The sequence below is a fragment of the [Enterobacter] lignolyticus SCF1 genome (assembly GCF_000164865.1).
GTDB classification, from domain to species: Bacteria; Pseudomonadota; Gammaproteobacteria; order Enterobacterales; family Enterobacteriaceae; genus Enterobacter_B; species Enterobacter_B lignolyticus.
In genome coordinates this window covers 2,719,907-2,733,605 of sequence record NC_014618.1, presented here as the reverse complement: position 1 = coordinate 2,733,605, position 13,699 = coordinate 2,719,907, and the positions used below count along the sequence as shown (strand labels likewise).

The 13,699-nt window shown below is 55.6% G+C and carries 9 protein-coding genes and 1 pseudogene; 1 reads left to right on the top strand and 9 read right to left on the bottom strand.

Features of this window, described 5'->3' with window-relative positions; all coding sequences use genetic code 11:
- Nucleotides 1-12 precede the first annotated feature (12 nt).
- From ENTCL_RS12840 to ENTCL_RS12810, 7 genes are read right to left on the bottom strand one after another with little or no spacing between them, the layout of a single operon-like run.
- Nucleotides 13-2,220: a glycoside hydrolase family 2 protein gene (locus ENTCL_RS12840; RefSeq protein WP_013366563.1), complete on the bottom strand. Its 2,208-nt coding sequence runs from the start codon at nt 2,218-2,220 to the stop codon at nt 13-15.
- Nucleotides 2,217-4,919, bottom strand: a complete 2,703-nt coding sequence (locus ENTCL_RS12835) for a response regulator (RefSeq protein WP_013366562.1) — start codon at nt 4,917-4,919, stop codon at nt 2,217-2,219. Before ENTCL_RS12835 ends, ENTCL_RS12840 begins: the two co-directional genes overlap by 4 nt.
- Nucleotides 4,916-5,365, bottom strand: coding sequence for a hypothetical protein (locus ENTCL_RS12830; RefSeq protein ID WP_013366561.1), 450 nt, complete (start codon nt 5,363-5,365; stop codon nt 4,916-4,918). Before ENTCL_RS12830 ends, ENTCL_RS12835 begins: the two co-directional genes overlap by 4 nt.
- Nucleotides 5,355-6,722, bottom strand: a complete 1,368-nt coding sequence (locus ENTCL_RS12825) for a DUF3131 domain-containing protein (protein WP_013366560.1) — start codon at nt 6,720-6,722, stop codon at nt 5,355-5,357. The genes ENTCL_RS12830 and ENTCL_RS12825 overlap by 11 nt, the downstream gene beginning before the upstream one ends.
- Complete coding sequence (locus ENTCL_RS12820) at nt 6,707-8,281, bottom strand: DUF3131 domain-containing protein (RefSeq protein WP_013366559.1); 1,575 nt, start codon at nt 8,279-8,281, stop codon at nt 6,707-6,709. Before ENTCL_RS12820 ends, ENTCL_RS12825 begins: the two co-directional genes overlap by 16 nt.
- Nucleotides 8,282-8,301: 20 nt before the next feature.
- Nucleotides 8,302-9,666, bottom strand: a complete 1,365-nt coding sequence (locus tag ENTCL_RS12815) for a DUF3131 domain-containing protein (RefSeq protein ID WP_013366558.1) — start codon at nt 9,664-9,666, stop codon at nt 8,302-8,304.
- 1 nt (nt 9,667) lies between these two features.
- Nucleotides 9,668-11,500 carry a glycosyltransferase family 2 protein gene (locus tag ENTCL_RS12810; RefSeq protein WP_013366557.1) on the bottom strand — a complete coding sequence of 611 codons (1,833 nt, stop codon included), beginning with the start codon at nt 11,498-11,500 and terminating at the stop codon, nt 9,668-9,670.
- 230 nt (nt 11,501-11,730) lie between these two features.
- On the opposite strand from ENTCL_RS12810, the gene opgC reads away from it, so the two are divergent.
- Nucleotides 11,731-12,933: an OpgC domain-containing protein gene (gene opgC, locus ENTCL_RS12805; protein ID WP_013366556.1), complete on the top strand. Its 1,203-nt coding sequence runs from the start codon at nt 11,731-11,733 to the stop codon at nt 12,931-12,933.
- Nucleotides 12,934-13,004: 71 nt separating this feature from the next.
- Here opgC and ENTCL_RS12800 read toward each other — a convergent pair whose 3' ends face one another.
- Nucleotides 13,005-13,433, bottom strand: coding sequence for a hypothetical protein (locus tag ENTCL_RS12800; RefSeq protein WP_013366555.1), 429 nt, complete (start codon nt 13,431-13,433; stop codon nt 13,005-13,007).
- Nucleotides 13,434-13,475: 42 nt separating this feature from the next.
- Nucleotides 13,476-13,571, bottom strand: a pseudogene (locus ENTCL_RS24170) (host cell division inhibitor Icd-like protein); the annotation flags it as partial.
- Between the last annotated feature and the right edge of the window lie 128 nt (nt 13,572-13,699).

Here is a 13,699-nt window from a genome sequence, read left to right as displayed (position 1 = left end):
ATATCCGCGGGTTTATTTAGCCGTTACTGAAAAATAGCGGCTGTTCTTTCCTAATGTATTACCTGCATGGTCCTGGAGTTCGGTCACCAGGAGCAGGGTTTGCGCCGTGGGCGGTACCAGCGCAAGTTCCGTAACCTTATGGCCGCTGTCCGCCGGGAGATCCAGCGTCAGGCTGCCCCGCGCGAGTTCGCGCCCCCCTTGCAGCACAAACCAGCTGAGCCGGGCGTCCGGGTAATTCAGCCAGCGGTCGTTAATCGCCCAAAGACCTATCCTGCCGCGTTCTCCCGGATGCCAGGTGAGGGTGATTGGCTCAATGGACGGCAGCACCGGCTGGTAGGCTTTCTGTAAGGCAAAATACCCTTTCTTCGGAATGCGCCGGTAGTCGACGACGGCCCAGTTAATCGATGGCCAGGTTTCGCTGAACATAAACTGGAAAAGCGCCGCAACGGGCTGATAGCGTTGACGGCGATAGCTTTCTGCCGCCATCTGCACCACCTCTGCCTGATACGCCTGCGTGTTCGCAATAAATTCCTCTGGCGTACGGCCCCTGGATAATTTGGCTATCCCAAAGGCCTCTGCGGGCTGGAAGTCATGGTATTTCCAGACATCCCAGCCCGGATCGTCAGGCGCGGCGGTGGCAGGCCACATTTTGTTCGCCGGAATGATCGTCCGTAAGGTTGCCATCCCGGGGAGCGCCTGGGCCCCAAATTCGCTGATGATGCTGCTTTGCGCCGCTTTAAGAAAATCGGTCGGTACGCCGAAATACCACCCCTGCCAGTAGTGTTCGGTGACTGACGACCAGCGGTGGACTATCCGGCTGGGATCTTCACGCAGCGCGGCGGCGACGCTTTCCGCCAGCGGTCGGTTCAGGTCCGGCGTCCAGTCGGCAAACCGTTGTTTCATCCAGGGGGAGTCAAACGGGGGTTCGTTTTGGCCCGCCCAGACAATCACCGAGGGGTGATTTCCCCACTGCTTCAGCAAGTCTTTCGCCTGGCGCGAGGCCTTATGGGCAAACGCAGCGCTGTCGTCATACCCCCACTGCAGCGGCATATCCTGCCATATCAGCATGCCGGACTCGTCCGCCTGATCGTACAATGCCTGGCTGGCGACATGCGCGTGCACCCGCACCGCGTTAATGTGGGCATCGCGCATTAACTGCAGGTCCCGCCGGTAGAGCGCGCGGGTCATCGTCCCCAGCCAGGGCGAGCCGATATAATTGGTTCCCCTGATGAACAGACGATGTCCGTTAAGCATCCAGGCATGGTTATCAGGCGCCCAGCGGATTTCCCGCAGGCCGGTTTGCCCCTGTTTTTGATCCATGATGCCGTGGACATCCGACAGCGTCGCCTCAATACGGTAGAGGTTTTGCGCGCCATAGGCGTAAGGCCACCACAGCCGGGCGCGCGGCATCTGAACAGAAACAGCAAGCGGCATGGGGGTTTGCGCGGAGCCGGTCAGCTTTACCCGCCGGGTGTGTTCATAGCGCTTACCCGTAAAATTCAGCGGCACCAGCCGCACAGTAAGGCGCGCCTCGCGCGGACGGTTCACGCGATAGTCGAGGCGAATATTGAGCGTGGGGTTATCAAGCCCGTTGCGCCAGTCGGGTAAGGCGGTGATGTTATCAATAACGGCACCGCGGCTGATGTGGAGCGTGACCGGCTGCCAGATCCCCCCTGAATTCGCATCCTGTGCCTCAGACGACCAGGCTCCCCCCGGGCGCGTATCGTGTTGCGACAGGACGCCTTTGATTGCCTGCTTATGCAGCGGCCAGATTTTGCCCGGGGCTTCAAAAGGGCTGTTTACTTTGACCAGCAGCTGGTTTTGCTGGCGCAGCGCGCGGGTGACATCGAACTGAAAACGCTGGAAATAGCCTTCATGCCGGCCGATAAACCGTTTGTTGAGCCAGACGTCCGCCTGATAATCGACCGCGTTAAAAATGAGCGTTGCCATCCGATCGGCGCTCCGCTCAGGGCCGGTAAAATGGGTGCGGTACCAGAGCGCGCCCTGATGGTTGACGCCTGCGCTATACCAGTTTGCCGGTACCGGAATGGTTTTCCACGGCAGAGAGGCGCCCGTCGCCTGCGTCATGTCCGCAAAGGGCGGATTCGCATCATGATACTGCCACCGGCCATCAAGCGAGAGGGAGTCCGTTGAGGTGGGCTGGGCGGCCTGCGTCGCACAGCCCAGCAGCAGAGCGCCGCACAGGATCCCCTTATTCATTCGACCTCCATCACCGCGAGCAGCGCGCTATGCAGCTGTTGGCACAGTGCTTCAAGCTGCATTTGCTCACGGGTAATGGTATCAAGGGCGTGTTCGATGGCCGCCAGCTCAATGGCCTTCAGGCAGTTTTCCAGAGGCTTGCAGACAAAATGCAGTGTTTCGCCTTTAAAACGATGGGCGCTACGCCGAATGTTATCGAAGGACCGTCCGCTGATTGCCGTATTTATTTCAGCCAGCAGGTGGGGCAGCTCATCAATAAACATCATCGCCAGCTCATCAAACAGCTGCCGGTCGTTGTTCAGCTGGGCGAGCGCCGCCTGAAAGTCAAAGGCCGGAAGCGCGGGCGCTTCTGCGGTCATGACCATATCGATCTCTTTGTCTAACAGCTCCAGGCGAATAGGCTTGGCAATATAACCGTCAAACCCGTGCTGCAGGAATCTTTCCCGGTCTCCTTTCATCGCGTGGGCCGTCATGGCAATAATCGGCTGGCGCGGCGCGCCTGACGGTAGCCGCTCTTCCGCCTGGCGAATGGCGGCTACCGTTTCGACGCCGTCCATTTCGGGCATCTGTAAATCCATCAGAATCACGTCGTAGCGGGCGTTTCCGAGTTTTTCAATCACCTCCAGGCCATTACCGGCAAGGTCGGCGCTGTGCCCTAATTTCCCCACGAAGTTAAGCGCCAGCTTCTGGTTTATCAGGTTATCCTCAGCGATCAGAAGATGGTAATGCGGCGACGTCGAGACGGATGCGGCGGGGGCGGCGCTGCCGCTGTCTTTGACGCCCGCCGTCGGTACCGGCGGCATTGACGACAGTGCCTGCACCATGGTCGCAAAGAGCTCCTGCGCGTCAATGGGTTTCGTGAGAAAGAAAGAGACCCCCACTTTTTTTAGTACGTCTTTGTCGATGCGGTTTCCCGTTGAGCTGAGCATGATGAGCTTGCTCTGGCGCAGGGACGGCGTGGACATAATTTCCAGCGCCAGCGCCATACCGTCCATTTCCGGCATTTGCGCATCCAGCAGCACCAGCGGGAACGCCGCTCTGGCGTTCATGATATCCAGCGCTTCTTTGCCCGAATTTGCGGCGATGGGTTTGAGCCCCATGTTGCGCAATAGCCCCGAGAGCAGGCGCAGATTGGTGTCATTATCGTCGACCACCAGCACCTCCACGCCCGAGAGCGTCGGGGGCCAGGACAAGAGTTTTTTACGGGCGCCCGGCAGCACGGGCAGCGAAAAGGAGAAGCAGCTCCCCTGGCCGACCTGGCTTGTCAGGTGCAATTCTCCGCCCATTTTCTCCACCAGCCTTGAGGAGATGGTTAATCCCAGCCCGGTACCGCCATACTTGCGGGTCGTCGAGTTATCGGCCTGGCTGAAGGATTCAAAAATAACTTTTTGTTTGTCTTCAGGTATGCCGATACCGCTATCATGAAGGCTAAACAGAAGCCTGTGGAGCGCGTCAGGCACCGGCAAAATACGCAATACCACCTCGCCGTGCAGGGTGAACTTCAGGGCATTGCCGATAAGATTGGTCAGCACCTGCCGTAAACGCAGCGGATCGCCGTGGATCTCGATGGCCACGTCAGGGTGAATATCCACCAGCAGCTCAATGTTTTTTTCCGAGAATTTTGGCATTAACGGCCGGGTAATTTCCTGAATGAGCGGGCGAATGGCGAAGTCTTCAGCGTTTAAGGTGAGTTTCCCGGCCTCAATTTTGGAGAAATCCAAAATTTCATTAATGATGTTCAGCAGCGCGCTGGCCGAACTGTGCGCCATATTAATATAGTCACGCTGGTCGGCGGTCAGGTCCGTCTCCAGGCAAAGCTGCGTCATCCCCAGGATACCGTTCATCGGGGTACGAATTTCGTGACTCATATTGGCCAAAAATTCGCTTTTGGCCTGGTTCGCGGCTTTTGCCGCCTCAACGGCCTGCCGGGAGGCGGCTTCGGCGTTTTTTTGCTCGGTAATATCCTGCAGGGTGCCAATGACTTTCTGTGCCGAACCCTGCAGGCTCAGGGTCATGATTTGGCCCTGAATCAGCATCCATCCGTAGGTTTCATCGGCGCGCAGTACGCGCATCTCACAGGTGAAAATGGGCAGCACTGCCCGCGTTGCGTGGTGAATACTCTGATGAAAGTGGGCAAGATCGTCCGGATGAAAGGCCTGCGTCCATAGATCGCTCGTCAGGATGTTTTGCTCGCGCTGAATACCCAGCAGCAGCAGCAGCGCCTCGTTCACCTGTAGTTCATCGCTGTGGTATTCCCAGTCCCAGATGCCAATATGCGAGGTTTCCGCGGCCAGAATAAAATCGCTATGCAGATGTTGTTCATTTTTGATGACATCGGCATACCGACTGATATCGGTATGGGTGCTGATAATGCCGCCTTCGGGCGTCCGCTGATATTGAATGTAGAGCGTGCGTTTGGTGACGCGCCTGACTTCATAGTGATTATTGCGCCGATAGTTCGCCAGCATCGATGCCATCATGCGCTTTTTGCTTTCGGCATGGATGGCCGGGTAAGCGATATCCAGGGACATACGCAGGACATCGGTGAGCTGAACCCCCCGGTGCAGCCAGTCCGCCAGGGCGGGGTAGTACTCAATAAGACGTTGATTCCAGTACTGTAAGTTTTCCTGCTCGTCATAAATGGCCAGCGCGACATTCGGCGCGTTGAGCGCGGCATGCAGTTGCTCATGGCTTATCATGCGGACCCCTCCTGAGCGGGAGGCTTATGGTTTAGCTCGGCCTGTCGGCGCATAAACTCAAGGCCCGGGGCCAGGACAATCGCCCAGGCGGTGATGATTTCTTCATCGCATTCCGGGTCAAGATCCCGGACGGTTTGCAGCACCGCCCGGCGCCATAGCGCATAGGCCGAAGGGGGCAGGTTGAGATTTTGCGGGTTGCTTTCCCGCGTTATTTTCACCAGATAGTCGGCGACAATATGCGTATTGGCGACCGACAGCATATAGAAAAAGGTTTTGTAGATGATTTTTTGCTTTTCCAGGCGCCGGGCCACGGAGTGCGCAGAGGTTTCATCATCGGTACTTTTGGTAAACAACGTGTAGAAATGGGTAAAAAAGCGGTCTCCCTTATCGCCGGGCAAAATTCGGGCATAGCTGTTATTGAATAACTCCTCGTAATTAATCCCCATTCAGTCCCCCTTTCTTAATAACCTGCGGATTTCTCTCCGGCGGCAGACAGTGGCGCGGCCAGTTAAAAACGTCCTGCATTCGGGCGTCAAGGTAACCGCCGTGGTGTACCGGTTTGATGAGCGGGCCGGCGGTGTGCTTATAAAGCATAGCCTCAAGAACAACGGTATTCGTCGTCAGAGTGTAGGTGCGGTTGTACCCGCCGCTGTCTTCATAGCGGCCTTCGAACCACCCATGTTCAGTATCGCGATGCAGGCGTCCAAGCTGCATAAGCGCGTCGGTAAACGGCGTGTCCCAAAGCGCCCACAGGCCGAAAATCGCACGCGTCGAGAGGAGCGAGAGTTCGGGCATGTAGCGGTTGCCATCGGCGAGCGTATTCCAGGGGTAGCCGTTAGCAAAAATACTGTCATAGACCTCCCAGGGGGCGGCCGAGCGGGAATACTGGGCGCGGGCGGTCAGGATTTTGTCCTTTTGCCAGCGCATTTCCTGCACCTGGTAAATCAGCTTTGCGCGGTTTTCCATACGCGTACTGGCTGACGACAGGCCCTCCGGCATCGTCCAGCCGAGTTCGATACCGGTCAGAATATAGGGCGTGCTCTCGACGCCCGCCGGTGAGCCGCTCAGGCGCGGATCGCGGGTCGTGTAGTCAATGGGTAATCCAGACAATATCGCCGTTTTGAACGGCAACGGCTGTTCGGAGGGCCTGAACCCCCACAGCGCGAATGCCGCCCGACTGTAGTCCGAATATTCCGTATCGACGACGGCCTGCGTGCGCCACTGGTTACTCTGCTGTTGTCCATCGAGCGGCAGCCCCTCTTTATCGACGACAGAGCAAAAGTTCCAGCGCATGGCTGCGCGTTCGAGATAGGTGCGGTACTCAGGAAAATAGCCGATGACCATGCGCATACCGGCCAGCAGGCGGGCCAGATCCTGCGCCTTCGTGGCGGCAGACTGCTGGCGGCTCAGCGACCCATCCGCCGCGTTATACAGCGACCCCGGCGTTCCCGCGGGCGTCAGCGGGAGGCTGGCGAGCGTCGTCAGCAGCGTCGATAGCCGCGCATCAAATTCGGCCTGGCTGATGATGTCAAGGCGTCTTGCGGCGGTCAGGGCAATCAGCGTATCCCCGATGTTCCAGAGCGAGGTCACGGGATACTGCTCTTTGCCGTTGACCAGGCCTGAACCGGGCTGGGTGTTGTTCTGCACATAGCGCCAGGCCGTCTGCGCCCACTGCCGCTGTTCGTCGTCGGGCGTTCCCCCGCTGAGCAGGGAGGGCGGGTCGGAGCGCGCCATCATGCTCATCAGCACCGTAAAGGTAATGGCGATCGCCGCCGCGAAGAGAAGCGCTATTGTTTTAAGCATGATGTTGCCACCGGAGGCAGTTTCACAGGCGCGTTAATGTCACACTGCGGACATTTGCAGGCCTTGCAGGACGGCGCATTACGCAAGGCGATACCGGTCTGCTGACACCAGGTTTTCAGGTTCTTATCAGGCTGAATAAAGGGGCGGTTAAACGGCGTGTTTTTATCATCGAACGTATTCACCAGGGTTTTATCCCACAGCGACGGCGCATATTTCGCATCGGTCTGATTGCTGGTGTTGAATTTGAGGAGACGCCCCTCTTTTTTGAACAGCAGGGCCTCCAGCATGATCCCGTTATTGTTGGCGGTGAACTCATGAATCGGGCCGCTGCCGTTTTCGTACAGACCTTCGTAAAAGCCTTTGTCTTTTTCATTGGCATTTTCTATGGCGTCAAACAGCCTGTCGGTATAGGGCGACTGCCACAGGCTCCACATACCCAGCGCGGCTTTCAGCGAGACGGCGGCCATGTCTGGCACAAACTCGCCTTTATCGGTAATGGTGTTCCAGTCAAAGCCATCGGAGTAGACCGTGTCATAAACGAAGTAAGGGGCTTTATCGAGCTGGTGCTCCGAGCGCGCCGTCAGTTTGCCGGTGATTTGGTAGCGGTTTTCCTGGACCTGATACACCCGGTTCGCGAAATCCTGCATCCAGGGGTGGCTATGCTTGCTGTTATCTGCGGAGCTATCGTCGCTGGTGTCCCATCCCATTTCCAGACCATGCAGAACATAAGGCTCTGACGCGACATAGTTATGCTGGCTGCTGGTGCGGGGATCGCGGGAATCATAAGGAACCAGCACGCAGTAAATGTCGGCAAGCTGATAAGGCTCGGGCCGCGAGGCCTGGCAGGTAGAGAAGCCCCAGAGCTGGAAACCGCTGGCCGCATATTCTTCATAGCCAAGCCGTCCTTCCTGAACGTACATCGGCTGCTTGTTGGCATCCAGAACCGCGCCATACAGCGTTCCGCAATCATCCACTACGTGGCTGAAATCCCAGCGAAGTACGACGTTATCGACGTCATTGGCATATTCCGGGTAGCGTTCTTTAATGATTTTCAGCCAAAGCAGCATCCTGCCGATGTCGATAGCGGAAAAGCCAATCTCGCCGGGCTTGTTCAGGTAGTCCACTTTCTCGGCGTTGATCGTGTTATAGGCTTTATTGGGGATTTGATTCTGAAAGAGCTGCAGCGTGTTCAGCGTGCCGAGGAACTTAATCAGGCGCTGATCGAAGGCCTCTTTGTTGATGATGCCGAGCTCACGGGCCGCGGTGAGCGCCGCCAGGTAAGAGGCGCTGTCCCACAGGGTTGTCGACGGATAATTATTCACGGCGTTGACCAGCCCGGTGGTCGGCTGGTAGTTGGTCACAAAATAGGACCACGCTTTGTTCGCGATAGCCTGTTCGCGCGCGGTCAGCTCCCCGTGACGCTGCGGATATCCCGCCGCTGGCAGCTGGGTATCGCCCATCGCGGCCGGAAGCACCATCAGTAGCAAACCGCCCAGCAGGAGCCGTTTGAAAGCGTTGAGCCCCGCGCTAAACGGCCTGACAGAAAAAGACATGTGCATAGTTGCTCCTTTATTGCAGATTATGGCTGCTGGCCGTCAGCGGGCGTTGAAGAGGATGCCGGCATACAGTTCTGGCAAAACAGAGGGCCTTGCGAGAGATAAACAAGACTTTCTAAAACGGCGGCGTTGGTGGTTGCGCTGATGATATTGCTGCGCTGCTGGCTGCCTGAGACGATGCCGTCGTACCAGCCCCGGCCTGGCTCAAAAAGCGCAGCCGACCGTTGACGCATCATGGTGTTCCACGGGGTGCGAAAGAGCGCATACCAGCTAAAAACGGAACGGGTAGACAGCTGTAGCGCGGTATTACTCACTTCTCTGCGCGTCTTGTCGATAGCGGCGGGAGGGCGATGCGCGAGAGTATCGTTCTCAAAACGCGGTAAACGTTCTTCGTAATCGGTCCCCATCCAGGCGAGATCGCCCGTGCTTTTATAGCGGCTTTCCTGCACTTTCATGATCCGCCAGCTCATTTCAGCCGAGTTAATATCAAAACCGACCTCTAATCCCGTGAGCAGGAAAGGCAGGTTTGAGACGACCGGGTGGTCGAGTTTGCCAATGTTCACCAGACCGTCATAAGGAATGTTGACGCCGTCGATGCTGATGATGTGTTGTGAAGGAAAAGGGGCGCTGAGTACCGAGCCCGCCAGAATACTGGTTCTGCGCAGGCTGTTAAGCGCATAGAGCTGATAACCGTAGCTTTGTCGGTTATCCTGCGAGATCAACTGCCAGGTTTTGGGTTCGCGTAAACTCAGGCTCTTTTTCGGTTCCCGCTGGACAAAAAGAGCGTCAAAGCGCCAGCGCCGTGTGAGTTGCTGGATGGCTGGCGCATGTTCCGGGTACAGCCATGCGCTGATGTTCAGGGACATCAATAACCGGCTGATATCGACAGCGGACCAGTCTGGTTGACTCTCATTGTGATCCAGGCTGCGCAGTCGAATCAGTTGCTGGGCGTGATAGTAAACGGCGGGCAGCTTTCCATCAGTGAGGGGGAGCGCGGAAAGTGCGGAGAGTACGGAACGCATCCTGTCGTTGAGCTCATGATGCGAAATGATGCCGAGTCGCTCGGCGCTGATCATCGCGATAAGGTAATTGCCCGTATCCCACATCGTGGAGTAGGGCTGCTTATCAATGCTATTGACCAGCCCCGCAGGCTGGGTGTTATTCACAAAATATTGCCAGGCGATGCGGGCCCAGATCGCCTCATTCAGGGTTAACGCCCGGGGCTCAGGCAGGTCAGGGAAATCATGGCTCAGCGTTAATTCATTCTGCACGGGCTTGCTTTGCGGCATATGTGTTTCAACATATAAAACCACACCGGAAGCAATCAAAAAGCCAATCATCACAGCAAGATAGCTACGCGCCCGCAGCAGGTTCTGTTTCCATGACATCTTAAGCCGCCTCCTGCGCAGAGGACGATTCATTCTCCTCTGGACGCCATAACGCGGCTAACACCATGGGCAGCATGGCGACAATGTTCACGCCGCCCCAGAAAAGATTAATGATATAGCCGGAGGGGTCCGTAACATTGCCCAGCCAGAGCTGTAGCCCGCCCCATATCAGGCCCAGCAGCGTCAGCGCGATAATACACAGTTGGGGCTTCACCAGCGTCAGAAAATTACCCTGCTGGCGCTCTTTGGGCGTGACATGGAATTTGATTTTTTCACCGCGCAACACCGTATCCAGTGCGCGAAGGTTCATGGAGAACAGTGAAAGATAGGACGATTTTCCATCCCATGCGGATATCCCCCACGTACCGAACATAAACGCCAGTTCAGAGAACAGAAAGAACGGCAAAAAGTGGAGGTAAAACGGCGTGGAGTAGGCGGAAACAGGAGGGATACCGGTAAAAAGATACACCAATGGCGAGATTAAAAAGACGGTATTCCACAGGCAGGCAAGGTACGACCAGAAGGTGGTGCCGTACATCAGTTTCTGCGCAATGCTCAGTTTAACCTTACGGTTGCGGAATATCGTGTCGTGCAACAGGATGTCGAGAGAGCCCGCCGCATACTTAAAACGCTGGATCATCCAGGTTAACAGATCCTGCGGCGATAACATTTTTGATTCAACCTCAGGATGCATGACCGAGCGCCAGCGATGCTCACGATCGCCGTGCAGCAGAATAGAGGTATAGATATCTTCAGAGACATGGAATTTATAGGGCGTCAGCTCCGTGTCGTACGCCACATGCATTTTCATGGCCTGACGCAACTCTTCCCGCAGGGCGCCGTCCGGGACCTGTCGGGTATAACGCGTGATTTCTGATTCCACCGTATGGGCATAATGACGCAGCGCGCTCTGCATGATGGCTTCCCTGCGATGGATGGACGCGGCCCCGCAGCAAAACGCGGCGTTAGCCCAGTTCCTGCGCCGCAGTATGACGTCGTAAAACATCTGAGGATCGTTAAAAAAAGGGTCGCGACCGAGAGTGAGCGGCCCTACCAGTTTTTCCACTAACCAGCCAAATGTCTGGCCTGGTCGGCCTAATTTTTTTCGCAGTACGGTGGGCAGGCGTTTCCCGGCGGGGAGATCGTAAAACCACTGGGGCGTCTGCACCCAGGCGACGGCCGGGTCGCGGAAATACCCCAGGGTATTGGTTAAGATCGAGGGGAACACGCGCGTGTCTGCATCGCAAATGACAATAAAATCGCCGTCGGTGTGCTCCATGCCGTTGCGCAAATTACCGGCCTTAAAACCTATATTGGTTTCCCGGCTTAAATAATTGACGCCTTCCTGCTCTGTCACCTGGCGCATTTCCGGGCGTTTGCCGTCATCCAGCACGTGGATTTTATACTCGATCGGGAAAGGGTAGGTGACGCGTTTGGCGTCCTGAATCGATAATCTGACTAACTCGGTATCCTCTGAATAGGTGGCAATAAATAAATCCACTTTGATCGGCCGCGGAGCGCTATTCAGCTCGGGCTCAAGACATTGAGAAATACAGTCCGGCGCTGATTTTTTCTCAACGTCCCGGACCTGCCAGAGATTAATCGTAAACAAAATCGTGCCCATAAAGGCCAGGGTTTCGGCAACGACCAGGGGAACGGCATACCACAGCGCATCATAATTTAATGACTCCATCCAGCGCCAGCGAATGTAATTTATGCCGATAATAATGACCACAACAGATAACACCTGCCAGATAAACTCGATGACCGGATTGTGCTTTAGTGGAGGTGGTGGTCTTCTTTTTTCAAAACATGAAAAATAAAAATTCGCCATGTCATATCCATATTATACTAATGCTATAAAAATAGAGTCTAGACAAGGGTAAAGGATATGCAAGGACGACGCGTAAATTATAAAATAGTCCTGATTTTCAACATGCTGACTAAAAAATGTAAGTCTGTACAAACGCTTTATTCGCGTACATATTTTACGGCTGAAACTATTTTCTTCTGAAGTAATCCGATAGTCATGCCTCTGTCCGGCAATAAATACAGGGTTGTCCCATGAGTGTACATGATACCATTTTACGTCCGGTGTCGGGCTTACAGTATGTATCAGAAGGCAAACGTGATTTACGTATTGATATGCTCCGCGGCATCGCCCTGGTGATGATGGTGGTTGCGCACGTGGAGATTTTATCGGCCTTTAACGTCGTTACCTGGGAGCGCTTTGGCCTGACGACCGGGGCGGAGGGGTTTGTTATTCTTTCCGGGTTTGTCCTGGGGTTCCTTAAACGCCGACAATTGCATACTGAGCCGCTGTTAAGCGTGTCCTATTCTCTGGTCAGGCGCGCCGCGACGTTATATATCGTGAATATTGTCATTATTCTCACCATTCTTATTTTCCGGCATTTCAGCTTTATTGATACATTCGAATTAACGCATTTTACCGATCGCTATTCCGGTGTTGCTTACGCGATGTACCCGGTCAGTGAGCAGGTAAAAGAGGCGTGGTACAATGAAATTCTCTTTTTACAGATTGGCCCGCACCAGTCGCAGATCCTGGGGCTGTATTTTTATCTGCTGCTGCTGAGCCCGATTTTTCTGTGGCTGTTATACTCCGGACGGGCGGTGATTCTGCTGAGTATTTCGCTGATCGTCTACGGCTACTTTCAGGTAACCCGGGAACATCTTATTTCCGCTGAATTTGATTTTGCTTTTCCGCTCATGGCCTGGCAGTTTATCTATGTGCTGGGAATGTGCTGCGGATGGTACAAAGAAGAGCTGCTCTCTCTGGCCAGAACCCAATCCGGCAGGGCGGTTGTGTCCGGTATGGTGCTGATTGCCGTTGTCATGATGTTTATTGCGCAGAACCATACGAACCCGTTTATGCCGCGCTTCCTGCTGCTGCATGTGATCCCCGCCAAAAATTTCGACTGGCTTTATCATAACTTTGCCGGAAAAAATGAGCTGGGTCCGCTGAGAATACTGAATGATGCATGCCTGATCGTCTCCGTTTATCTCGTTCTGACCTATTTCTGGGCACCGGTTAATAAACTGGCGGGCTGGTTTCTTATTCCGCTGGGACAGAACTCGCTGTATGTCTTTATCCTGCATGTGTATGTCGTTTTAGCGGTGAGTCAGTTTGTGACGTTTAATTTGTGGGAGAGAAGCTGGGTATTGAACACTGCGATCCACGCGTCCTGTCTGTCATTTTTATGGCTGATGGCACGGTTTGGCGTGTTGAAAAAGATAATACCGAACTAGCGCCCGGGATGGCCGAACCTTCACGCGGCTCGTCGCGATAGCCCCGACCCAAAGGCCGGGGCGCGTCTGTTTTAGTGCACCGTGACCCAGCGCGGCGCTTTTAACTCTGCCGCAAACAGCCACACCAGCTCGCACAGCAGGCCCGTCAGCGTGCGTTCGGCTTCCGGCGGCAGCGCCTGGCCGCACAGCAGCTGCGTCAGCGACTGGCAGTAGTCGCACAGTACGTCGGCATCCGGCTCAAAGCGCTGCGCAACGTCGGGCAGTTCGGTCACGGTAAAGCGCGCGATCAGGTGCGGCGGAATGGTCTCGCCCAGCGTCGGGCGGAGCAGGGCAAGGCAGGCGCCGATACGGCCCAGCAGCGCCATTTTCTGTGCCGGGTCGCGGCATTCGATCAGGGTTTCGGCAAAGCGGTCGCAGCAGTCGGCCAGATCGGTAAAATCCGTGGCGGCGCTGAAGGGGATGGTCAGTAAATCGTCGTTGGGATCGAGGAATGTAGCCATAGAGGCAGCCTCCAGTAAGTGGTTTTTTGAACCGCCAACGGAGAGGCTAATCTCACGGGTGGCGGACCGGGCGGGGTTAGCCTTACCGGCCTTACTGGACACCGGCGCGTCTTGCGACGCCCCCGCCCGGCCCACCATTGAGGTGTAGCCGTGCGCACGACACAAAAAAGGCGCGGACGCGCCATTGTGTCGCCAGTAAGGGTAACATCCAGGAGGCTAATCCCGACACCTGATTTTGCAGGTGCGGCGTGAGGGTACTGCGGCTG

What these genes read in the sequence shown, in the direction of transcription:
- ENTCL_RS12810 (WP_013366557.1), bottom strand. Translation starts at nt 11,500, where the DNA reads ATGGCGAATTTTTATTTTTCATGTTTTGAAAAAAGAAGACCACCACCT.
- ENTCL_RS12800 (WP_013366555.1), bottom strand. Translation starts at nt 13,433, where the DNA reads ATGGCTACATTCCTCGATCCCAACGACGATTTACTGACCATCCCCTTC.
- ENTCL_RS12835 (WP_013366562.1), bottom strand. Translation starts at nt 4,919, where the DNA reads ATGATAAGCCATGAGCAACTGCATGCCGCGCTCAACGCGCCGAATGTC.
- ENTCL_RS12825 (WP_013366560.1), bottom strand. Translation starts at nt 6,722, where the DNA reads ATGCTTAAAACAATAGCGCTTCTCTTCGCGGCGGCGATCGCCATTACC.
- ENTCL_RS12820 (WP_013366559.1), bottom strand. Translation starts at nt 8,281, where the DNA reads ATGCACATGTCTTTTTCTGTCAGGCCGTTTAGCGCGGGGCTCAACGCT.
- ENTCL_RS12815 (WP_013366558.1), bottom strand. Translation starts at nt 9,666, where the DNA reads ATGTCATGGAAACAGAACCTGCTGCGGGCGCGTAGCTATCTTGCTGTG.
- ENTCL_RS12830 (WP_013366561.1), bottom strand. Translation starts at nt 5,365, where the DNA reads ATGGGGATTAATTACGAGGAGTTATTCAATAACAGCTATGCCCGAATT.
- opgC (WP_013366556.1), top strand. Translation starts at nt 11,731, where the DNA reads ATGAGTGTACATGATACCATTTTACGTCCGGTGTCGGGCTTACAGTAT.
- ENTCL_RS12840 (WP_013366563.1), bottom strand. Translation starts at nt 2,220, where the DNA reads ATGAATAAGGGGATCCTGTGCGGCGCTCTGCTGCTGGGCTGTGCGACG.